The following is a 22,338-nucleotide window of genomic DNA, read 5'->3' as shown; positions in this document are numbered from 1 at the left end:
AGACCGGTTAAATTATATTATTTATGTGTGAGTTTAAACTCACGATATGCTTCTTTTGCCTCAGGTGTGAATCCAATAATCGAATTTGGATAATTCATACCTATATAGGTGAGAAGTGAACCGATAGCATCCTCTGCCTTTTTATCATTTGTAAGCATAACTCTTTGTTCACGAATTCTGCCATCCTCATATAGATTTATCTGCAATGCAAAATCTACACTTACAGTGATAACTACATACATCTTATGCTTTGTAATATTGTGATAAATCCAAACCAGATTTTTTAAATTAAACATATCAAATCCGAACTTGGTATTAAGTATAAGATGATCTTTATACACAAAAGCACCAAGAGATTTATCCACATAGTCGGCTATATTTTCAAGTTCACCTATGTTACCTCTAAGTCTCTCATCCAGCTCACAAAGCCTCTCATATGTATCCTGATTCTTAGACTTTCTGGTAAGTGCAACGATAATAATGCCTATACCAATCGCCATAATAACTAAAGTGATAGCTATATGAAAGGCGATGGAGCCTGCAAGAGATGTATTTTTAAGATAGAAGTCATCATGAAGAGAACCATCATTTCTATAGGTATAGTCCGGATCAAACGAATCAGCTAAATCTTTAATAATATCTAAATTGTAGCTGTCATCAGAAATCAATTCCACCATCAAATAGTTTACAGGTGGAAGGTCGTCTTCACCATGCTCTTCACTTGTATATTTATCATAGAGGTCAATCAAAGATTTGATCTTTGAATTGTTTGGATTTGCAGTCATATAATAAAGACTACCATTGCCTCCAATTATCTGGTAAAGTTCAATTTTTCCATCATCAGAGGTAATACCGGTACTTGATATATCATATATACTTAAAGCGTATACCTCTTTATTGTCTGAAATGTAGTAATATTCATCCTTATACATTTTTTCAGCGGAATTAAATGTAAGGAACAATTTTGAATGCATATAGCCATATATCAGACCTGCTACAATCAATACTACACCTATAAATATTGATCCTATAAAAGATGCTTTATTATTTTTAATACTCATAATCTCTCCGTAAATTTATAATGTCATTCCCTTTCTGCCATGGCATTGTTTATACTTTTTTCCACTTCCACATGGACATGGATCATTTGGATAAATCTTTGCTTCAATACGCACAGGCTTCTTTACAGTACTGTCATCCTTATTAGTTCCGGTAACCTTGGCTACAGGCTCTCTCTCAACTTTCTGCTCCACCTTAAGATGATACAGAATACGCACAGTATCCTCAGATATACCTCTTGTCATTTCATCAAACATATCATAAGCAGCCATTTTGTATTCTACAAGCGGATCTCTTTGACCCAGTGCCTGCAATCCTATACCTTGACGCAACTGCTCCATATCATCAATATGGTTCATCCACTTATTGTCAATAGTCTTTAGAAGGATAATACGCTCAAGTTCACGAATTTTTTCTGCATCCGGGAATTCAGCTTCCTTTGCCTCATAAAGCTCAACAGCCTCTTTTTTAAGTTTCTGAATAAGTTCATCCTTTTTCATATTGTCCATTTCAGGAGAATAAGAAAGAGGTGAGAGTGGTATTGTAGAAAGGATAAGTTCATTGAGCTCTACAAAATTCCATTCACTTGCAGGTATTTCGTCAGAGATAGCCATATTTACAGAACGCTCAATGATATCATTTATCATACGAAGGATAGTGTCACGCATATTGTCGCCTTCCAGTACCTTATTTCTTTCTTCGTAGATAACTTCTCTTTGTTCGTTATTTACCTCGTCATACTTTAAGAGGTTTTCTCTTATACCATAGTTATTGCTCTCGATTTTCATCTGAGCTTTCTCTACAGCTCTGGTAAGCATACCATGCTCTATAGGCTCGTTTTCAGGAACACCCAAGGCATTAAAAATCTTTATAAGTCTTTCTGATGCGAAGAGTCTCATTAAATCGTCTTCAAGTGAGATATAGAATCTTGACTCACCAGGATCACCTTGACGACCTGAACGACCTCTTAACTGATTATCAATACGTCTACTCTCATGCCTTTCAGTACCAATTACCTTAAGACCACCTGCCTTGAGTGCTTCTTCGTCAAGCTTAATATCAGTACCACGGCCGGCCATATTTGTGGCAATAGTAACAGCACCATGCAAACCGGCATTTGCTACGATTTCAGCCTCTTTTTCATGGAATTTTGCATTAAGTACTGTATGGTTTATGCCTTCTTTTTTCAGCATCTTTGAAAGCATTTCTGAGGTTTCAATAGTAATAGTACCTACAAGCACAGGCTGTCCCTTGGCATTAGTTTCTTTGATCTCTTCTACAACAGCTTTGAATTTTTCTTTCTTACTCTTATAAACAACATCATCCTGATCTTTTCTTTCAATAGGCCTATTGGTTGGAATTGCGATAACATCCATACCATAGGTATTTCTAAACTCCTTTTCTTCGGTTAGAGCGGTACCGGTCATACCTGCTTTCTTTACAAATTTGTTAAAGAAGTTCTGGAATGTGATTGTAGCCAGAGTCTTTGATTCTCTTTGTACATTTACATGTTCCTTAGCCTCTATAGCCTGATGTAATCCATCAGAATATCTTCTTCCGGGCATTATACGACCTGTGAACTCATCTACGATAAGTACTTCATCATCTTTTACTACATAGTCCTTATCTCTGAACATAAGATTATTGGCTCTAAGAGCGAGGATAATACAATGCTGTATTTCAAGATTTTCAGGGTCTGCAAGGTTTTCTATATTAAAGTATTTTTCTACTTTATGAATACCTTCTTCTGTAAGGTTTACAACCTTATCCTTTTCATTGACGATAAAATCTCCGGTCTCTTCGATTTCATCACCCATAAGTGCACCCATCTTTGTAAATTCAGCACTTGCCTCACCTCTTTCAAGCTGCTTTGCCAGCATATCACAAATCTCATAAAGCTTTGTAGACTTACCAGACTGACCGGAAATAATAAGAGGAGTTCTAGCCTCATCTATAAGGATGGAGTCCACCTCATCAATGATGGCAAAATCAAGTTCTCTTAAAACCTGATCTTTTTTGTATATTGCCATATTATCACGTAGATAGTCAAATCCCAACTCATTGTTGGTGACATAGGTAATGTCGCAGGCATATTGTTCCTGTCTTTGCTCAGAGTTCATAGAGTTTAGAACACAGCCTACGCTCAACCCTAAAAATCTATGAATATCACCCATCCATTTAGAGTCACGCTCTGCAAGATAGTCATTAACGGTTACAACAAGTACACCCTTGCCTGCAAGTGCATTCAAATATGCAGGACAGGTTGAAACAAGAGTTTTACCTTCACCTGTTCTCATCTCTGCGATACGACCCTGATGGAGGACCATACCACCAATAAGCTGTACTTTGAAGTGCTCCATACCGGTAACTCTTCTGGAAGCTTCTCTAACAGCGGCAAATGCTTCAGGAAGAATATCATCCAAGGTTTCTCCATCCGCCAGTCTTTGTCTGAACTTTGGTGTAAGTTCTTTTAATTCCTCATCACTCATGGCTTGCATAGTACTCTGTAAGCTCAATATTTTTTGAATAGTAGGTTCTATTATTTTAAGCTCTCTTTCACTATGTGTACCAAATATCTTTTCAATAAAATTCATTATGGTTTCTCCAAAAAAAAATTAGACTATAACAACATATCAACTATAGATTATTGCAAAAGTGTCTACTAATCAAGATATTTTAGCACTTAGCAAGCTATTTATCAACTTTTAGAAGAAATATTCATATTATGTTCATATATAGACTATGTACTGTAAAATAAAAGTCAGAAATAGAGGTATAAAGCGAACTGTAAAGCGTTTTTAAATAGAAAAAAGTTTGTAAAAGTTGTAAAATATAGAGATACTTGTATTTTTAGGAGATATGATGATAGAGAAAAAAGAAAATCGAATGGGAGTGATGCCGGTAGGTAAGCTTCTTTTTTCTATGAGTACACCTATGGTGATTTCATTTTTGGTACAGTCACTATATAATATAGTAGACAGTATATTTGTAGCAAGATATAGTTCTGATGCACTGGCGGCAGTTTCGCTGGCATATCCTATACAGATATTTATGATAGCGGTATCTGTAGGTACCGGTGTGGGTATAAATGCATTGCTTTCAAGAACGCTAGGAGAGGGAAATAAGGAAAAGGCAAAGAAGACTGCAGATAGTGCTATACTTCTTGGAGTTTTGGCTTCAATAGGCTTTGCAATATTTGGAAGTGTGGCCACAAAGCTTTTCTTTGATTCACAGACAAGTAATGAGAGCATAAGAAAGCTTGGATATTCATATCTATCTATTGTAACGATATTCTCATTTGGTTTGATACTTGAGGTAACTTTTGAGAGGATCTTACAGTCCACAGGTAAGACCATTTATAATATGATTACTCAGGGTGTGGGAGCAATTATAAATATTATTTTAGATCCTATATTAATTTTTGGACTTTTGGGAGCACCTAAACTAGGCATAGCAGGTGCTGCTATAGCTACGGTTTCCGGACAGATTGTAGCAATGACATTATCCTTTATTTTTAATGTAAAATACAATGAGGAGGTTAATATAAGCTTTGGTAAGCATATATTTAAACCTGATCTTGCAATTATTAAGGAGATATACAGAGTGGGTGTGCCGTCCATAGCTATGCAGTCTATGTCAACACTTATGATACTTGGACTTAATAAGATACTTGTAAGGTATTCAGACATGGCTGTAAATGTACTTGGAATATACTATAAGCTTCAAAGCTTTGTATTCATGCCTATTTTTGGATTGAACAACGGTATGACGCCGATAGTGGCTTATAATTATGGTGCAAAGAATAAAAAAAGAATAATGAAAGCTATTAAATATTCATTTTTAACTTCGGTTTTTATAATGGTGATTGGAACAGCGGTTTTTTGGATTTTTCCAAAAGAGCTTATGTTACTCTTCAGTCCGAATGAAGAGATGTTAAGACTTGGTATACCGGCACTCAAGATCTGCAGCCTTTGCTTTATTTTGGCTGCATTTGATGTAATAGCTATTGCAACTTTTCAATCTCTTGGAAACGGTATGTATGCACTTTATGCTTCTTTTTTAAGACAGCTGATACTGATACTTCCATTTGCATTTGTACTAACGAAAGTATTTGGATTGGAAGCAGTGTGGTTTGCAATACCTCTGGCAGAACTTGGATGTGCATTCTTTGATATCTTTCTTATGAAAAAAATATATGAAAAGAAAGTAGCAAATTTATAAAGATATGGCTGTGAAGAGAAAAAATAGCAGTTAGAAATAAACTTAAAACAGGGAGTATGCGATTCAAAATGAGTCACATACCCCCTGTTTTTACATAAAAGCTCTTGGAGCTACACGCTTTAGCATATCAAGCAGATGATCATCAGGAGTGATAAACAGTAGAATATTCTCACCACTGTTTGGGAAGATAAGGCAATAAGAAGATTGCATATCTGATGTAGAACAGTCTATTTGCTTACCATTTCTCCGGCTATTCATCTTAGGAGATGAAGTAGGAAAAGCTGCTTCTAAAGTCTTTATATCCATGGTAAGGATATTTTTTCTTTTTGTCTTGTTATATATAGCATCAACAGTCAAATCTGAATTCAATAAAGAATACTCATACTCCACAGATATTTTTGGATATACGAAATAATAAAAAACAAGGCCAAGTCCTACAGCAAGTATTATTGCAGGCTGAAAGGAAAGTGAGAGTATAAATAAAAATACTATGGCAATGATATTTATTGCGGAAAGTATAAGTGCAGTTGTATCAGGTTTGTTTTTCTTTACAAGTAATTCATAAAAAGTATCATTCATTATTTTTCACCTTCAAAAAATTTGTAATAAGTATGGCTATATTGAATAAACTGGCCCCCTCAAAGGTTTTTATATCAACACCATATTTTTTCTCGATTTGCTCTATTCTATAGACCAAGGTATTTCTATGCATATGCATATATCTGGAAGTCTCTGCAATACTTAGATTGTGACGAAGAAAGATATTTACAAGTTGCATACTCTCATCATCTATGGCTTCACACATATTATTTTTTAAAAAATTTTCACATACATGTCTTGGAATATTATAGATAAGCTCACCCGCACCTAAATCAGTGGGAGTTATTATCTTTTTGTCTGAGTAAAAGATCTGGCTTATTGTCAATGCTTGGTTAAGTTCATAATATTCCTGTGACAAAGAGGTGGCATCTGTAAATATATCGCTGTAGGCAATATAGGCTCCTGTCATCCCTTCGGTTTCTATAACATCTAGTAGAGGATGTGCTATATTATCCTCTCCTAAATATAGAAAGCAAATATGTGTAGAATCAGTCATACAAAGATACTCTGAATTTTTCCCGGGATAGAGGGAAGTTATTATCTTTGTGATGTTTTCATCAAGATTGGCAGGTATATATATAAGATAAAGCCGCATTTTGGTATTTGGCTTTATGCCCAAAGCTTTTATAGCATTTGCCTGCTCCTTATATGGATAAACACCGCTAAGTATATTAAAAAGAAGATTTGAGTTAGAGTATTTTTCCTTATATGCGGCGGAGAGCTTCTTCAAACTTGAGATATCTATTTCATCTTCATTTTCAACACTTAGTTTTATACCGGTAAGCTTGTATATTTTTTTTAATTCATTTTTAATATCATTACTCATAAATATATTATAGCTTTAAATGATGTGGTGGTCAAAAGTATTTTGCTATCGAATATAAAAAATAAAGGGGTAAAAATACCCCCTTATAAGATTAGTTTGTAATTGTAAGCTCTGTTTCCTTATCAAAGATATGAACTTTCTCCATATCAAGTGCAAACTTGGCATGGTCACCTGTTCTAAGATTTGTTCTAGGATTTACTCTAGCTGTCATTTGGAATCCTTCTACATCAAAGTATAAGAATACCTCTGCACCAAGAAGCTCATAAACTTTGATATCAGACTCGATAACGCTGTCAGGAGAGCTGTTGATAAAGAGCTCTGAATCATGCATATCCTCAGGACGAATACCAAGAACAACAGTCTTGCCATTATAAGCACCATCTTTGAACTTATGCGCCTTTGTAACAGGAAGTTTAAGAGCATGTTTTCCTACCTTAAGATATACATCTTCACCCTTGTTTTCAACAACCGCATCCATAAAGTTCATCTGTGGTGAACCGATAAATCCTGCAACGAAGAGATTGCGAGGTGCATTGTAAAGGTTCTCAGGAGAGTCAACCTGCTGTACTATACCATCCTTCATAACAACGATTCTGGTACCAAGTGTCATAGCCTCTGTCTGGTCATGAGTAACGTAGATAATAGTAGCACCAAGTCTTTGATGAAGCTTTGAGATCTCGATACGCATCTGTACTCTAAGCTTTGCATCAAGGTTTGAAAGCGGCTCATCCATAAGGAATACCTTAGGATTACGAACGATAGCACGACCCATTGCAACTCTCTGTCTTTGTCCACCTGAAAGAGCTTTTGGCTTTCTGTCAAGAAGCTTCTCAAGGTCAAGTATTTTTGCAGCCTCACGAACAAGCTTATCTATCTCATCTTTTGGTCTCTTACGAAGCTTAAGACCGAATGCCATATTGTCATATACTGACATATGTGGATAAAGAGCATAGTTCTGGAAAACCATGGCGATATCTCTGTCCTTAGGCTCAACATCATTCATTACCTTACCGTCGATTTCAAGTGTACCTCCTGAGATATCCTCAAGACCTGCAATCATACGAAGTGTTGTAGACTTACCACAACCTGAAGGTCCTACAAAGATGATGAACTCTTTGTCTGCGATTTCAAGATTGAAATCCTGAACAGCTTTAAAGCCGTTTGGATAAACTTTTTGAATATTCTTTAATGATAAACTAGCCATATTGCCTCCTAAATAAATATGAAAATTTATGCCTTAAGTATATAAAATAAATCATAGGGATTCAATCGTACTCTTCACCAAAAAAGTGAGCCATCTTTCGTCAAAGTAACGAAAAAGTTGAGATTTACATGGGGAATTCATTGTGGTATGCTAAGCAAAATAAAATGAATCGCGAGGTGAAATATGAAGAAAGCATGGTGGAAGGAAGCGATAGTATATCAAATATATCCAAGAAGCTTTTACGATAGCAATGGTGATGGAATAGGTGATCTGAACGGTATTACAAGCAAGCTTGATTATCTTAAAGAATTGGGAATAGATGTAATATGGTTATCTCCGGTATATAAATCTCCAAATGATGACAATGGATATGATATTAGTGATTATGAGGATATAATGACTGAGTTTGGTAATATGGAAGACTTTGATAAGATGCTCTCTGCTGCACATGAGAGAGGAATCAAGATAGTGATGGATCTGGTAGTCAATCATACCTCAGATGAGCATCCATGGTTTGTGGAGAGTCGTAGCTCAAAGGATAATGAAAAGAGAGATTACTATATCTGGAAGGACGGCAAGGACGGCAAGGAACCTACCAACTGGGGCTCCGCATTCTCAGGTCCGGCATGGAAGTATGATGAAAAAACGGATATGTATTATCTACACCTTTTCTCTGTAAAGCAGCCTGATCTTAACTGGGAAAATCCTAAAGTAAGAAAAGAAGTCTTTGATATGATGACAAGGTGGTGTGAAAAGGGAATTGACGGTTTCAGAATGGATGTTATAAGCCTTATTTCAAAACCTGAAGGTTATCCGGATGCAAAGGTAGTTGGACTTTATGGTGATATGGGAATATGTGCAAATGGTCCGAAGGTACATGATTATTTGAAAGAGATGAATGAAAAGGTGCTTTCAAAGTTTGATATTATGACAGTAGGTGAGACTGCAGGAGTTACTCTTGAAGAGGCAAAAAAATATGCAAACAGCGAGGGTAATGAACTTAATATGGTATTCCAGTTTGAGCATACAGATCTTGACAGCGGTGAAAAGTTCAAATGGTCTACAAAGCCGATGCCACTAGTTCCTTTAAAGGAGAATTTGAGCAAATGGCAGAAGGGTCTTGACGGCGTAGCATGGAACAGTCTGTATTTTTGTAACCATGACCAGCCTAGAATTGTATCAAGACTTGGTGATGAGAGTGATGAATTTAGAGAGCTTTCTGCAAAATGTATAGCCACCTGTTTACATATGATGCAGGGTACACCTTATGTATATCAGGGTGAAGAGCTGGGAATGACAAATACGGTATTTAACTCTGTAGATGATTTTAGAGATCTTGAGTCTATCAATGCTTACAGAGAGCTTGTTGAAAGCGGACTCTTTACTAAAGAGGACATGTTCCCTAAGATCGCACATAAGAGCAGGGACAATGCAAGAACACCTATGCAGTGGGATGCAAGCGAGAATGCAGGATTTACTACCGGCACACCTTGGATTGCTATTAATCCTAATTATAAAAAGATCAATGTGGCAGACCAGTTAAAGAGAGAAGATTCTGTATTCCACTATTATAAGAAACTTATAAGACTCAGAAAAGAAAATGAGATCATAGTGTATGGAAAATACGAACTCTTAATTCCGGAAGATGATAATATTTTTGCCTATACCAGAAGTCTGGATGGTAAGAAACTTTTAACAGTATGTAATTTCAGTAAGACAGAGCAAAAGTTTGACTTCTCAGGCTATGAAAAAGCTAAGGTTTTGATATCTAATTATGAGAGGGATATTAGGGAGAATAGTATATTAAAGCCATATGAGGCTGTTGTATTATTACTTGATAATGCATAAAAAATATGTTAAAATGTTGACTAATAACATTAAGATACTCAAATGGAGGAGATTATAATGAAAAAGAGATTTTTGAGTGTTGCAGTAGGTGTATTGGCTGTATCTGCTATGTTGGCAGGTTGTGGATCAGGTGCTGCAAAGAGTGACGGTGGTGCAGATACTCAAAAGAGTGCTGCAGAGAGCAAATCTGACGAGAGCAAGTCTGACACAGCTACAGCAAGTGGTGATGCACTTAGACTTATAAACGGAAAGATCGAGATTGATGCGCAGTTAAAGAAAGCTGCGGAGAAGTTTAAAGAGAAGACCGGTCAGGAAGTTGTCATCGAGTCACTTGGTGGTGGTGTTGATATTCAAGGTCAGATAAAGAGCTATAAGGCTGCTGACAATATGCCTGATATTTTTGTTATCGGTGGTGACGGAGACTATGCTAACTGGACAGATATGGTAGCAGATCTTAGCGATACTGAGTTTGCAAAGAATACAGACTTTGCTTACAAAGATAAGGCAACAGGTAAGGTAGTAGGTTTCCCATATGCAGTAGAAGGATATGGAATAACATATAATGCAGATATCTTAGAGAAGGCAGGTATCGATCCTGCATCACTTAAGAATTATGATGCTTTCAAAGCTGCTTTTGAGAAGCTTGATAGTATGAAGGATGAGCTTGGTATTCAGGCAGTAGCATCAGTTGCTGCAGAGGCAGGACAGATGTACTGGTCAACAGGTAACCATATATTCGGTTATTACTATACAGGTGGTCTTGAGAGAGGCGACAACAAGTATTTTGATATGGCTATGAAGGGTGAGCTTGATGATGCAAGACTTGCTGAGTTTGCTGATATGACAGAGCTTCTTTTCAAATATGCAGATCCTCAGGTACTTGTTTCAGGAACATATGATGATCAGCTTGCACTTTGGGCACAGGGTAAGACAGCATTCATTACACAGGGTAACTGGATTGATCCTTCACTCCCAACATACAATGTAACATTTAAGGCAGGTCTTTTACCACTTGCTTTCACAAAGTCAGATATGACAAGAATCCTTGCAGATTGCCCATCATGGTGGTGTGTATACAAAGATGGTAAGAATGTAGAGGGTGCTAAGGCATTCCTTGATTTCCTTGCTACAGATCCTGATGCACAGGAGATTCTTGTTAAAGAGGCAGGTATGATTTCACCATATACAAACAGTACAATTGAGCCTGAGACTCCACTTGCAGTTAGCCTTAAGAAGTATGTAGACGCAGGTGAGACATCTTCATGGGCATGGTCAAATATGCCGGAGGGTCTTGCACAAAATGCACTTGGACTTGTATTTGATTCATTTGCAAAGGGAAGTATCACAAAGGATAATTTTGTAACTATGATGAAGTCAACAATGGCTGATTATATAGCAAACAATAAGAAATAATATTTTTAAAATGCTTCGCAAATTTTAGAGCATTCCGGTCTTTGAAGTTTAGATGATTTGAAGCTCGGATTGCTCGAGGTATATATTGTTAAGTGCGGTGTCTATCGTAAAATAGATTTTTCTGTTTTAAGAAACTTTGAATGGCGACTTTTTAAAGTCGCTATTTTTTATAGATAGATTTTAGTTTTAAATTAAGTTTATTGAAAGGAGTGAAAATTGAATACAAATAAAAAAATTATTCCTTTGGCAATGCTGGTTCTTGGAGCAATAATTACAGTTTATGCATTGATTTTAGATCTAACAGGGGCTACAGGGGAGCTTAGAGGATATATACTTATACTGGGTGTTATTTTACTTATATTGGGCATATTTAAAATGCCGCACAAGAAGCATACAAAGATAGTAAATATGGTATTTTTATTCCCAATGGTATTTACCTTTGCGGTGACTGTTATAATTCCGTTTATTTTAGGTATTATTTATTCATTTACAGATTGGAATGGAATACAAGTTACAAGATTTGTAGGATTTGAAAACTACATTACCATGTTTAAACAGTCAGACTATGTATATTCTTTTGTGATTACTCTTATATATACAGTTATAAATATGATTTTGGTTAATGTGGTTGGATTTGTGTTGGCACTTGTATGTTCATCAAAGATGAAAGGTACATCATTTTTTAGATCAGCTTATTTTTTACCAAACCTGATTGGTGGTCTTGTACTTGGTTATGTATGGCAGTTTATATTTAATAAGGTATTTACAACTATATTTGCAGGTTCATTATCTATGCTTACTGATGCAAACCTTGCTCTGCTTTCTATTTTGATAGTAAATACATGGCAATATGCAGGTTACATAATGCTTATTTATTTGACAGGTCTTCAGACTGTGCCAAAGGATGTATTGGAGGCATCCGGAGTTGATGGAGCTTCAACACTTACAACATTATTTAAGATAAAGATACCGATGATTGCCAATACATTCACGGTATGTATATTCCTTACTTTGGTAAACTCATTTAAACAGTTTGACTTAAACCTTGCAATAACTAATGGTGCACCAAGCCGTATTATGGGACCAAAGATTATTCAGGCTACAGAGCTTTTGGCACTCAATATTTACAATACAGCTATCAGAAAGAATAATTATGCATTGGGTCAGACTAAGGCTGTTGTATTCTTTATCATACTTGCAGCAGTATCTTTGACACAGGTTGCAATCAGTAAGAAGAAGGAGATAGAGCTATAATGAAATCACAAAAGTTTAGAAATTTGATTGGAAGTATTATCGGTTTTATTATTGCATTTTTTATACTATGTCCATTCTTTTTAGTAGTTATAAACTCTGCAAAGACTAGTGCCGATATAGTAATAAGTCCCATAACTCTTCCAAAAAATTGGGGACAGATGTTTGAGAACTTTAAAGGTGTTATAAATAATGATAACTTCAGTTATTGGAGTTCTTTTAAAAGTTCACTTATAATTACAGTAGTGTCACTTATACTTTTAACATTATTTTCATCTATGGCAGCATGGATACTGAGCCGTCATCACAAGGAGGGTTGGTCAAACTTTATATTTATGATGTTCGTAGCGGCAATGGTTATTCCATTCCAGGTAGTTATGCTTCCAATACTTACAGTATTCAAAAATATAGGAAGCTTTACAGGAATACAAATGCTCTCAAGCTATAAGGGTGTAATATTTGCATACCTCGGATTTGGAGGTTCTATGTCAATCTTTGTATTGCATGGTTTTATAAAGGGCATTCCAAAGGAACTTGAAGAAGCGGCTTGGATAGATGGTTGCTCTCCTGAGGGTACTTTCTTTAGAATAATTTTGCCACTACTTCGTCCGGTGCAGATGACAGTACTTATATTGAATGGTCTGTGGATATGGAATGACTACTTGCTTCCATCTATTATGCTTGGACTTAATGGTAAGATTAAGACTTTGCCTATTGCAGTAAGTAGCTTTGTCGGATCATATGTAAAGCAGTGGGATTTGATTCTTAGTGCTGCTTTCCTTGCTATGATTCCTATAGTAATATTATTCTTGATTGCACAAAAGCAAATCATTCAGGGAATGGTAGACGGAGCTATCAAATAATTTGATACCTATAAAATTGATATAAGGGGTTGTCGCTTTAAGAATATAATACGCAAAATATAGTATCCGAAATGCTATATAAGGAGGTATTTGTCTTTGGTGTGACAGCCCCTTAAAAAATAAGGAGGAAAATAATGAGAAAAAGTGGAATATTATTACATATAAGTAGTCTTCCGGGTAAGTATGGCATAGGAAGCTTTGGAAAAGAAGCATATAAATTTGTAGACAAGCTAAAGGAAGCTAAGCAGTCTTTTTGGCAGATATTGCCACTTGGACCTACAGGATATGGAGACTCGCCTTATCAGTCTTTTTCAACATTTGCAGGTAATCCATATTTTATTGATTTGGAGACTTTGGTAGAAGAGGGACTTTTAACAAAGAAAGAATGTGAAAGTATAGATTTTGGAACAAATCTAAAAAAGATAGATTTCAAAAAGCTTTATGATGGAAGATTTGAGCTTTTGCATAAGGCATATGAGAGATCCAAGGTTTATGAGGATGACAGCTTTCAAGATTTTGTCTATGAAAACTCAAAATGGATTTGGGACTATTCTTTGTTTATGGCACTAAAAGACTATTTTAATGGAGAGCCTTTTAGCACTTGGCCAAAGGATATTAGAGACAGATATAACTATGCAATCAATTATTATAGAGAGAAACTCTATTTTGATATTGAGTTCTATCAATTCTTGCAGTACAAGTTTGATGTTCAGTGGAAGAAATTAAAGGCATATGCTAATAAGAATGGCGTAGAGATTATTGGAGATATTCCAATATATGTAGCAATGGACAGTGCAGACACCTGGTCACATCCGGAACTTTTCCAGATGGATGAAGACGGTAAGGCAGTGGCGGTAGCCGGTTGCCCACCTGATGGATTTGCGCCTGACGGACAACTTTGGGGAAATCCACTATATGCTTGGGGATATCACAGGGAAACAGGCTTCAAATGGTGGATAAAGAGATTAAAGAAGAACTTTGAAAAATATGATGTTATTCGTATAGATCATTTTAGAGGATTTGATGAGTATTATTCTATTCCGGCTGAGAATGAGACTGCTGCCGGAGGTCATTGGGAAAAGGGACCGGGCATAGAGCTTTTCAATAAGATTAAGGAGAGGCTGGGTGATTGCAAGCTGATAGCCGAGGACCTAGGGTATGTGACTGATAGTGTAAGACAGCTGGTGAATGATAGCGGTTACCCGGGGATGAAGGTATTGGAGTTTGCATTTGACTCCAGAGATACCGGAAATGCCAACGACTATCTTCCGCACAATTATACAAGAAACAGTGTAGTCTATACCGGAACACATGATAATGAGACAATGATAGGCTGGCTTGATGACATTACAGAGGAAGAGTATAATAAAGTACTTGCATACTTTAATGTAAAGAAGTCAGCAAAGAATACAGAAGTCTGTGATGCTATTATCAGGGCAGCTATGAGCAGTGTTTCAGATACCTGTATTATACCTATACAGGATTATCTGCACTATGACCATAAGTATAGAATGAATACACCATCAACTATCGGCAAGAACTGGATGTTCAGACTTACAGAAGGTGAGATAGGTGAAGATATATGGAAGAATATCAAATATCTAACTGAGTTGTATGGTAGAGGGTGAGATATTAATTTAATATCTATTACATAATAATGGTATAAGAAAACATAGTTTGTAATACTATTTCAGAAAGGGATATAGTAAAGGTCGTTTTATAGAGGATACGATTTTTAGTTACAAAAAACCTATCAGAGGATGTTTACCTCTGATAGGGTTTTATTTTATATCTCTACAACTAAAGCCTGATATCCTTCAAGCTTTATCTCAGTATCTGAAACAAAATCAACATTTTCCAAATTGTTTAGAACCACCTTTTTGCATTTAGAAGGGAGTTTTACAGTCTGTGGTTGTGTTTGGAAATTGCCAAGTACAAGTAAGGTCTGATTTTCAGACACTCTCTCAAAAGCCATAAGTCTACTGGTTTCGGGGAGATATGGTACAGTCTTACCATATACAACTGTCTCAGAGTACTCAGGATTCTTTCTAAGAGCAGTAAGCTTCTTATAGTAAGAGAGTAGTGAGTTAGGATCATTTATTTGTGATGCAGCATTGATTCTCTTATAGTCAGGACTTACCATAAGCCATGGTGTTCCTGTAGTAAAGCCGGCATTTTTGCTATCATCCCATTGGAAAGGTGTACGGCTATTGTCACGGCTGTAATGCTTCACAGACGCAAATGCCTCCTCCGGAGAAATTCCGGCTTCAATTGCTACTCTATACTGGTCACGGGTTGATATATCATCTATCTGCTCCATAGAGGTGAAATTTACATTCTCCATACCTATTTCCTGGCCTTGGTAGATAAACGGAAGTCCGCGAAGCATAAACTGCATTGTACCGAGGAATTTTTTTGCGGTTTCGCTAAGCTCGTCTGCAGGGATATAGTGGCTCACACCTCTTGGCTCGTCATGGTTTTCGATAATGGTAGAAATCATTCCGATATCACCGATTTTTTCCTGAGTCTCAAAGCAGCATCTCTTATAGTCATCGGGAGTAATAGGCTTGCAGTCATACCAACCGTTTCTACTCTTTCCAAATATTGTCTCATTGAAGTCAAACATACTTGAAAAATAGCCGTCATCACCGATGAAAAGAGGGATATCCTCTTCACGCTCGTCAAATACTTCTCCTACTGTGAAAGCGTCATGCTTGGCAAATGTTTCATTTTTAAGTTCTGTAAGGAAGTCACCTACCCCTATAGCGTCCTTAAGCATTCTATGTGGCTCTACAAAGCCGTCTTCTCGATCCGGTGAGTAGCAATAGTCAATTATAGGGAGGGCCTTCTTTATATTTATAATTGCATCAATTCTAAAGCCTGCAAGCCCCTTTTCAAACCACCAGTTTATCATTGTATATATTTCATCACGAACTTTTTTATTCTCCCAGTTAAGATCAGGCTGTTTCTTGTGGAAGAGGTGAAGATAGTATTTATTTGTACCGGGAATTTTTTCCCAAGCACTACCACCAAAGTATGAACGCCAGTTATTTGGCTCTTTGCCGTCTTTGCCCTCCTCTATGTAGAAGTATTTGCCATATTCACCGTCAGGATCAGCCATGGCCTTTTTAAACCACTCATGCTCATCAGAGCAGTGATTTACTACAAGATCCATAAGGATGTACATATCTCTTTTTTTAGCTTCAGCCAAAAGCTCATCCATATCATCCATATTTCCAAAAACCGGGTCTATATTATAATAGTCGGAAATATCATAGCCCTGATCTGCAAAGGGAGAGCAATAGCAAGGAGAGAGCCATATTATATCTACACCTAGCTCTTTTAGATAGTCAAGCTTTTCTATAATACCTCTTAAATCACCGACACCATTTCCTGTAGTATCATTAAAACTTTTTGGATATATCTGATAGGCAACTTTTCCATGCCACCATTTCTTTTTCATAAATAACCTCCTAAAAATATTTTTCTAAAAACATAATCTATCACAATATCAATTTTAATGCAAATAAAAATAAGGTGTTATATCTACACCTTATTTATAGCTTTTCCTAAGGGCCATACCACTGCCTATCATAAAGATAATAAATGCAGAAAATACAATCAATATTCTCTTTGTTATATCCACAAAGAAGCCTTGCGGAACCATGTTTATCAGATTGTCAGTAGCAGGATTCAAGATCCAAAAATCATTTTCAAAAAGCATATGGTGAAAAAGGATAAAGTATTTTTCAAAGTTTTCTGAAATGATAAATACAAGAATACCGGATATACATAGTGTAAATAATGTACCGAATATAAGTGTATTTGAAAGAAAATCTAATATCCTACCATTAAATATTTTGGATAATATAAGGCAAATTATACTGACTGCGACAAGCAGGTGTCTTATATATGCCGCAGCAGTAAAAAGCTCTTTTACATCTTCCATATGGGCGATTTCTTTTTCATTAAAGAAAGGAACATTTTCTACTCCATTTATATTCGCCCGTATATCAGATATATTTTCTCTACGTCCCTTTAAATAGCTCATCATATCCTTTGTAATATCCACAAGTTCAGGCATTGATATGCCTACAAAGGTAGTTACTGCATATTTATTATACTCCTTTTCATAAAAGGAAAAGTCGGAATATGCAGCGATTTCAATGGAAGTAATAAGCACAATAAACATCAGTGAAAAGCTGAATATAAGCCCTAAGAAGAATCTCATTAGTTTCATTATGCATCTTTCCAGGATTTTATAACCTTCAACCTTGTAAACTCCTCACGATCCTTTTCCTCTAAGGCATTGGTAATATTTTTGGTGAGAGTTTCATAGGTTGGAATAGTAATATTCTTTAGGGCATTGGCCCTTTTTTGAGTCTTTTTTATATTGCTTGCCAGTCTATATGCGGAATTTTCTATCATAGAAAGTTTGACAGTAAGCCTTTTTACCTCATTGAAGCATTCTCTGGCTCTATCAAGTGACTCTCTTGTAGAATAGTAAGTATAAGTGGGAGTTATTGGAGCATCATCAAATCTGACAAGAGGAATTTCAGTACCCATTACAGATCTGGTTTTTATCTGTATACTCTCTTCGACAGGTATGGAACCTGCTACATCGGACACGAAATCAATGCCTAACTCAATATTGGCATACATCAGTGCCTGATATGCGGCACTGAATGTTGTATCTATTTTTTTCTGGATTTCTTTAGCCTCATCAATCAGTCCCATAAGCTCACGAATAAGAATATTTCTTTTCTTATCCATCAAGCCATAGCCCTGTCTTGCCAGTGCCAGGGAATTTTTTGAGGCTATCAAATTACCCTTGGTTGGGAATGTATTAATATTCATAACTAATCCTCTACTGCAGCAGGAACTATATCACCTGTTGCATCAAGTAATGTAGGCTTATAATACTGATCGAGAACTTTAGTATCAATTCTGTCAAGCTCACCTCTTGGCATAAGGCCAAGAAGTTTCCAGCCTATTTCCAATGTATCAAAAATAGTTCTATTGTCATTGATTGATTGACCGATAAACATCTGCTCAAAGGCTCTACCAAAAATTAGATATTGCTTATCCGTATCAGACAATTCATCCTCACCGATAACAGATGCAAGAGCTCTGGCATCGCCTACCTTAGAGTAGGAAGAGAAGAGCTGATTTGCTACATCTTGATGGTCGGCTCTAGTAAAGCCTTCACCAATGCCGTCCTTCATAAGTCTTGAAAGTGAAGGAAGTACAGAGATAGGCGGATAGATTGACTGACCGTTTAGATCTCTATCAAGAACTATCTGACCTTCAGTGATATATCCTGTAAGATCCGGAATAGGATGAGTGATATCATCATTTGGCATTGTAAGTATAGGAATCTGTGTAACAGAGCCGTTCACACCGCTAACAATACCCGCTCTTTCATATATGGTTGCCAGCTCGGAATAAAGGTATCCAGGGAATCCTTTTCTTGAAGGAATCTCCCCCTTAGAAGAGGATACCTCACGCATTGCCTCTGCAAAGGAAGTCATATCTGTCAGTATTACAAGTATATGCATACCCTTTTCAAAGGCAAGATACTCAGCAACTGTAAGTGCTACCTTTGGAGTAATAAGTCTTTCTACTACAGGATCATTTGCAAGATTGATGAAAGTGATAACATGGTCACTAACACCGCTCTCAGCAAAGGTTCTCTGGAAGAAATCTGCCACATCATGCTTTACACCCATGGCTGCAAATACTACTGCAAATTTCTCATCACCATTGTTTGTATCCCCCAGTGATGACTGACGCACAAGCTGTGCAGCAAGCTCATCATGTGGCAGACCGTTACCTGAGAAGATAGGGAGCTTTTGACCTCTGATAAGAGTCATAAGTCCGTCAATGGCGGAAATACCTGTTCTGATATAGTTTCTTGGATACTCTCTGGTAACCGGATTTAGTGGCTTACCGTTAACATCTATAGTTTTTTCTGCTTCTACACTGCCAAGACCGTCTATAGGTTCCCCGATACCATTGAAGGTCCTACCAAACATTGCTTCTGAAACGCCTATTTCCATAGGTTTTCCTGTAAGTTTGGTATGGGTATTTCTAAGTGCCATACCGTCTGTTCCCTCAAAAACCTGTATGACCGCCTTATCACCGTTTATTTCTATGATTTTGCCAAGACGCCTCTCCTTGCCATTTACTGTCATTTCTACAATTTCATCATAGGCAGCACCCTTGACACCTTCAAGAACTACCAGTGGTCCGTTAATGGAACTAAGTCCAAGGTATTCTATTGACATGTTTTTACCTCCTATGCATTCTTTTCAAGTACCTTTTCGTAGAATGTGTCAATGTCTTTTTTGTAATCATCCAACATCTCAAGCTTATCATTAGGAACATCATACTTTATAGAAGAGACTCTGTCCCAAATACTGTCCTGATGCAAAACACTCATAGGCATTCCCTGATGTACAAGAGCTTTTGACTTCTGATAGAGGTAGAGTATAACATCCATCATCTTGTACTGCTTTATAAGTGGAACGCAAGTATCATCCTTATGGAATGCATTTTGCTGTAGGAAACCTACTCTTATAACCTTAGCTATATCAAGTACAAGCTTTTGATCATCAGGTAAAACATCTGCACCTATAAGTTTCACTATTTCCATCAATGATGCTTCCTGATTTAGTATATATACAAGTCTATTTCTGTATTCTACAAAGTTCTTATTTACATGTTCTGCATACCAAGGAGCGAGATCAGTTAAATACTCTGAATAGCTGTCAAGCCACTGTATAGCCGGGAAATGTCTTGCATATGCAAGTCTCTTATCAAGTCCCCAGAAGCAGCGTACAAATCTCTTGGTATTTTGTGTTACAGGTTCTGAGAAATCACCACCCTGTGGAGAAACCGCACCGATAATAGAAACTGAACCTTCACTGCCATTTAGATTTTGCATCATACCGGCTCTCTCATAGAATGCGGAAAGTCTGGAAGCTAGATATGCCGGGAAACCTTCCTCGGCAGGCATTTCTTCAAGTCGTCCTGATATCTCACGAAGTGCCTCTGCCCATCTGGAAGTAGAATCTGCCATGATCGCAACATCGTAACCCATATCACGATAATACTCTGCAAGTGTCAGTCCTGAATAAAGAGAAGCCTCTCTGGCTGCCACCGGCATATTTGAAGTATTTGCAATAAGAGTTGTTCTGTCCATCAAAGGATTGCCGGTCTTAGGGTCGATAAGTTCTGAGAATTCCTCAAGTACCTGAGTCATCTCATTACCACGCTCACCACAACCTATATAAATAATAATATTTGCATCAGACCATTTTGCAATCTGGTGCTGGCTCATAGTCTTACCTGTACCAAAACCTCCCGGAATTGCAGCAGTACCACCCTTTGCAAGAGGAAAGAGAGTATCAAGAATTCTCTGACCTGTGATAAGCGGAACGCTTGCCGGAAATCTTTTCTTTGTAGGTCTCGGAACACGAATAGGCCAATGCTGCGTCATACTGACAGGAATCTCACTGCCATCTGTAAGTTGCAATGTTAGTAGCTTATCATTGATAGTATATTCACCATCATCTACTACATCCAAGACATAACCTTTAAGGTGTGGAGAGAGCATTACTCTATGCATTATTGCAGGAGTCTCAGGAACTTCAGCAATAATAGTACCACCATCTATAGCCTGTCCGGGTTTTACTGTAATATGAGTTTTCCAAAGTTTTTTTGTATCAAGTGAATCTACACTTACACCTCTGGATATATAAGTGTCGTCAACCTTTGCTATCTCGCTTAGAGGTCTTTCTATACCGTCAAAGATATTATTTAGTATACCGGGTGCAAGAGTTACAGAAACAGGAGAGCCTGTACCGGTAACAATTTCTCCGGGTTTTATACCACCGGTTTCTTCATAAACCTCAATTATTGTTGCGTCTGATGTAAGACCTATTACCTCACCGACAAGGTTTTCTTTTCCTACATATACCATTTCATGCATTTCAAAACCGGAATCATTTGATGTTTTCACGATCGGTCCATTTATTGCAAATATAATACCTGTAGTTGCCATTATAGTACCTCCATCTCTACATCAAACTTTTCTTTTGCTTCTGCTATTTTTTTCTCAAAAGAATTATCAATCAGTATATTTTTGGCAGGAATGACAGCTCTCATACCTCCATGAAAAGGATATTTGCTGATAGCTATATCAATATCATGTTTAGCAGAAAGACTATGTGCTAAATTCTCATCATTTGGATCTATGTATATTTTTACTTCATCATTGCCTGCAAATTTCAATGCTCTTTCTATCTGCGAATCAAGTAATGCCTCATATTCAGGACTGGACTGATAATTGGCTAATTTTTCTTCAAGCTGAGTAAATATTTTTTCCTTTAATTCGTCAGCTTTCTTACTAAGCTCCATTCGTAGTTTTATCTGTTCAAGAGCGAGCTGCTTATTAGTCTCTTTATCAATTCTTGTAGCTTCTGTTTTTACCTCCATGTCAGCAAGCTTTGTCTCACTGTTTTGGTAGTCCAAAAGGTCCTTCTCTAAAGCAGTTTTATAATCTGAAATTATTTTTTCAGCTGCAGCCATGGCCTCTGCCACGCAAGCTTCTCTAAAATGCTGTAGTTTTTCTTCTATTGTCAAGATAATACCTACCTTTTTAATCTTAATATATCAGTTTGGCAAATGCCAAACTGAAAGTACAAATGTAAGACCAATCTCTTACAAGAAATTATAGTTTTAATCCAATAGCTTCATTAACATAATCTGTAATAAAGTTTTCAGATCTGCCGGTACCATGTCTGTCCGGTATATCAATAAAGAGTGGTATATGTGATTCCATCTTATATTTGTTTACAAGATCAGGATAGTCTTTTGAAAACTTTTCAGTAAGAAGTACTATACCTATATCTTTACTGTTTATAACGAAATTTAGGGCATCGGTAAGCTCATTTTTTTCATGAACCACCACTCCCTCTACTCCTGCAAGTCTCATGCCTGTAAGAGTATCCACATTATCACTTATAAGATACATTTTCATAGAATTGCCT

18 protein-coding genes are annotated in these 22,338 nt (G+C 36.8%); 6 read left to right on the top strand and 12 right to left on the bottom strand.

The genetic code is table 11. The features are described 5' to 3' along the window. Window positions 1-17: 17 nt before the first annotated feature. On the bottom strand, window positions 18-1,061 hold the full coding sequence (locus tag D4A81_RS12615; RefSeq protein WP_111525127.1) for a hypothetical protein: 1,044 nt from the start codon (window positions 1,059-1,061) through the stop codon (window positions 18-20). Between the two features lie 15 nt (window positions 1,062-1,076). After that, the gene (gene secA, locus D4A81_RS12610) at window positions 1,077-3,653 is read right to left on the bottom strand and encodes a preprotein translocase subunit SecA (RefSeq protein WP_111525126.1); all 2,577 of its coding nucleotides are present in this window, start codon (window positions 3,651-3,653) and stop codon (window positions 1,077-1,079) included. A 268-nt stretch (window positions 3,654-3,921) separates the two neighbouring features. On the opposite strand from secA, the gene D4A81_RS12605 reads away from it, so the two are divergent. Continuing rightward, window positions 3,922-5,280, top strand: a complete 1,359-nt coding sequence (locus D4A81_RS12605; RefSeq protein ID WP_111525125.1) for an MATE family efflux transporter — start codon at window positions 3,922-3,924, stop codon at window positions 5,278-5,280. Window positions 5,281-5,370: 90 nt separating this feature from the next. On the opposite strand, the gene D4A81_RS12600 is transcribed toward D4A81_RS12605, so the two are convergent. The 3 genes from D4A81_RS12600 to D4A81_RS12590 form a co-directional block, all read right to left on the bottom strand. Beyond that, window positions 5,371-5,859 carry a hypothetical protein gene (locus D4A81_RS12600; protein WP_111525124.1) on the bottom strand — a complete coding sequence of 163 codons (489 nt, stop codon included), beginning with the start codon at window positions 5,857-5,859 and terminating at the stop codon, window positions 5,371-5,373. Further along, window positions 5,852-6,706, bottom strand: coding sequence for a PucR family transcriptional regulator (locus D4A81_RS12595; protein ID WP_111525123.1), 855 nt, complete (start codon window positions 6,704-6,706; stop codon window positions 5,852-5,854). Before D4A81_RS12595 ends, D4A81_RS12600 begins: the two co-directional genes overlap by 8 nt. A 91-nt stretch (window positions 6,707-6,797) precedes the next feature. Then, on the bottom strand, window positions 6,798-7,910 hold the full coding sequence (locus D4A81_RS12590) for an ABC transporter ATP-binding protein (protein ID WP_111525122.1): 1,113 nt from the start codon (window positions 7,908-7,910) through the stop codon (window positions 6,798-6,800). A 183-nt stretch (window positions 7,911-8,093) separates the two neighbouring features. On the opposite strand from D4A81_RS12590, the gene D4A81_RS12585 reads away from it, so the two are divergent. From D4A81_RS12585 to malQ, 5 genes are all read left to right on the top strand, one after another. Continuing rightward, window positions 8,094-9,758: a glycoside hydrolase family 13 protein gene (locus D4A81_RS12585; RefSeq protein WP_111525121.1), complete on the top strand. Its 1,665-nt coding sequence runs from the start codon at window positions 8,094-8,096 to the stop codon at window positions 9,756-9,758. 57 nt (window positions 9,759-9,815) lie between these two features. Continuing rightward, the gene (locus D4A81_RS12580; protein ID WP_111525120.1) at window positions 9,816-11,171 is read left to right on the top strand and encodes an ABC transporter substrate-binding protein; all 1,356 of its coding nucleotides are present in this window, start codon (window positions 9,816-9,818) and stop codon (window positions 11,169-11,171) included. Window positions 11,172-11,387: 216 nt separating this feature from the next. Further along, a complete protein-coding gene (locus tag D4A81_RS12575; protein ID WP_111525119.1) occupies window positions 11,388-12,425 on the top strand; it encodes a carbohydrate ABC transporter permease in 1,038 nt (345 codons plus the stop codon). Further along, window positions 12,425-13,285 (top strand): carbohydrate ABC transporter permease, encoded by an 861-nt coding sequence (locus tag D4A81_RS12570; protein WP_111525118.1) that lies wholly within the window; start codon window positions 12,425-12,427, stop codon window positions 13,283-13,285. The genes D4A81_RS12575 and D4A81_RS12570 overlap by 1 nt, the downstream gene beginning before the upstream one ends. Window positions 13,286-13,419: 134 nt before the next feature. Further along, window positions 13,420-14,913: a 4-alpha-glucanotransferase gene (malQ, locus tag D4A81_RS12565; protein ID WP_111525117.1), complete on the top strand. Its 1,494-nt coding sequence runs from the start codon at window positions 13,420-13,422 to the stop codon at window positions 14,911-14,913. 158 nt (window positions 14,914-15,071) lie between these two features. On the opposite strand, the gene D4A81_RS12560 is transcribed toward malQ, so the two are convergent. The 7 genes from D4A81_RS12560 to D4A81_RS12530 form a co-directional block, all read right to left on the bottom strand. After that, window positions 15,072-16,748: a glycoside hydrolase family 13 protein gene (locus D4A81_RS12560; RefSeq protein WP_111525116.1), complete on the bottom strand. Its 1,677-nt coding sequence runs from the start codon at window positions 16,746-16,748 to the stop codon at window positions 15,072-15,074. 90 nt (window positions 16,749-16,838) lie between these two features. Then, entirely contained in the window at window positions 16,839-17,525 is a 687-nt protein-coding gene (locus tag D4A81_RS12555) for a TIGR01906 family membrane protein (RefSeq protein ID WP_111525115.1), read from the bottom strand. Next, on the bottom strand, window positions 17,525-18,142 hold the full coding sequence (locus D4A81_RS12550; RefSeq protein ID WP_111525114.1) for a V-type ATP synthase subunit D: 618 nt from the start codon (window positions 18,140-18,142) through the stop codon (window positions 17,525-17,527). Before D4A81_RS12550 ends, D4A81_RS12555 begins: the two co-directional genes overlap by 1 nt. A gap of 2 nt (window positions 18,143-18,144) precedes the next feature. Further along, window positions 18,145-19,572 (bottom strand): V-type ATP synthase subunit B, encoded by a 1,428-nt coding sequence (locus tag D4A81_RS12545; protein ID WP_111525113.1) that lies wholly within the window; start codon window positions 19,570-19,572, stop codon window positions 18,145-18,147. A gap of 11 nt (window positions 19,573-19,583) precedes the next feature. Then, window positions 19,584-21,350, bottom strand: a complete 1,767-nt coding sequence (locus D4A81_RS12540; RefSeq protein WP_111525112.1) for a V-type ATP synthase subunit A — start codon at window positions 21,348-21,350, stop codon at window positions 19,584-19,586. Continuing rightward, window positions 21,350-21,931, bottom strand: coding sequence for a V-type ATP synthase subunit E (locus tag D4A81_RS12535; protein WP_111525111.1), 582 nt, complete (start codon window positions 21,929-21,931; stop codon window positions 21,350-21,352). Before D4A81_RS12535 ends, D4A81_RS12540 begins: the two co-directional genes overlap by 1 nt. 88 nt (window positions 21,932-22,019) lie before the next feature. Further along, window positions 22,020-22,328 (bottom strand): V-type ATP synthase subunit F, encoded by a 309-nt coding sequence (locus D4A81_RS12530; RefSeq protein WP_111525110.1) that lies wholly within the window; start codon window positions 22,326-22,328, stop codon window positions 22,020-22,022. Window positions 22,329-22,338 lie beyond the last annotated feature (10 nt).

The organism is Lachnoanaerobaculum umeaense (assembly GCF_003589745.1).
In the GTDB taxonomy this organism is placed as follows: Bacteria; Bacillota; Clostridia; order Lachnospirales; family Lachnospiraceae; genus Lachnoanaerobaculum; species Lachnoanaerobaculum umeaense.
Note: the sequence above shows the minus strand (reverse complement) of the source record. Positions and strands in the feature narration are given on the sequence as shown.

What these genes read in the sequence shown, in the direction of transcription:
- D4A81_RS12615 (WP_111525127.1), bottom strand. Translation starts at nt 1,061, where the DNA reads ATGAGTATTAAAAATAATAAAGCATCTTTTATAGGATCAATATTTATA.
- secA (WP_111525126.1), bottom strand. Translation starts at nt 3,653, where the DNA reads ATGAATTTTATTGAAAAGATATTTGGTACACATAGTGAAAGAGAGCTT.
- D4A81_RS12605 (WP_111525125.1), top strand. Translation starts at nt 3,922, where the DNA reads ATGATAGAGAAAAAAGAAAATCGAATGGGAGTGATGCCGGTAGGTAAG.
- D4A81_RS12600 (WP_111525124.1), bottom strand. Translation starts at nt 5,859, where the DNA reads ATGAATGATACTTTTTATGAATTACTTGTAAAGAAAAACAAACCTGAT.
- D4A81_RS12595 (WP_111525123.1), bottom strand. Translation starts at nt 6,706, where the DNA reads ATGAGTAATGATATTAAAAATGAATTAAAAAAAATATACAAGCTTACC.
- D4A81_RS12590 (WP_111525122.1), bottom strand. Translation starts at nt 7,910, where the DNA reads ATGGCTAGTTTATCATTAAAGAATATTCAAAAAGTTTATCCAAACGGC.
- D4A81_RS12585 (WP_111525121.1), top strand. Translation starts at nt 8,094, where the DNA reads ATGAAGAAAGCATGGTGGAAGGAAGCGATAGTATATCAAATATATCCA.
- D4A81_RS12580 (WP_111525120.1), top strand. Translation starts at nt 9,816, where the DNA reads ATGAAAAAGAGATTTTTGAGTGTTGCAGTAGGTGTATTGGCTGTATCT.
- D4A81_RS12570 (WP_111525118.1), top strand. Translation starts at nt 12,425, where the DNA reads ATGAAATCACAAAAGTTTAGAAATTTGATTGGAAGTATTATCGGTTTT.
- malQ (WP_111525117.1), top strand. Translation starts at nt 13,420, where the DNA reads ATGAGAAAAAGTGGAATATTATTACATATAAGTAGTCTTCCGGGTAAG.
- D4A81_RS12560 (WP_111525116.1), bottom strand. Translation starts at nt 16,748, where the DNA reads ATGAAAAAGAAATGGTGGCATGGAAAAGTTGCCTATCAGATATATCCA.
- D4A81_RS12555 (WP_111525115.1), bottom strand. Translation starts at nt 17,525, where the DNA reads ATGAAACTAATGAGATTCTTCTTAGGGCTTATATTCAGCTTTTCACTG.
- D4A81_RS12550 (WP_111525114.1), bottom strand. Translation starts at nt 18,142, where the DNA reads ATGAATATTAATACATTCCCAACCAAGGGTAATTTGATAGCCTCAAAA.
- D4A81_RS12545 (WP_111525113.1), bottom strand. Translation starts at nt 19,572, where the DNA reads ATGTCAATAGAATACCTTGGACTTAGTTCCATTAACGGACCACTGGTA.
- D4A81_RS12540 (WP_111525112.1), bottom strand. Translation starts at nt 21,350, where the DNA reads ATGGCAACTACAGGTATTATATTTGCAATAAATGGACCGATCGTGAAA.
- D4A81_RS12530 (WP_111525110.1), bottom strand. Translation starts at nt 22,328, where the DNA reads ATGAAAATGTATCTTATAAGTGATAATGTGGATACTCTTACAGGCATG.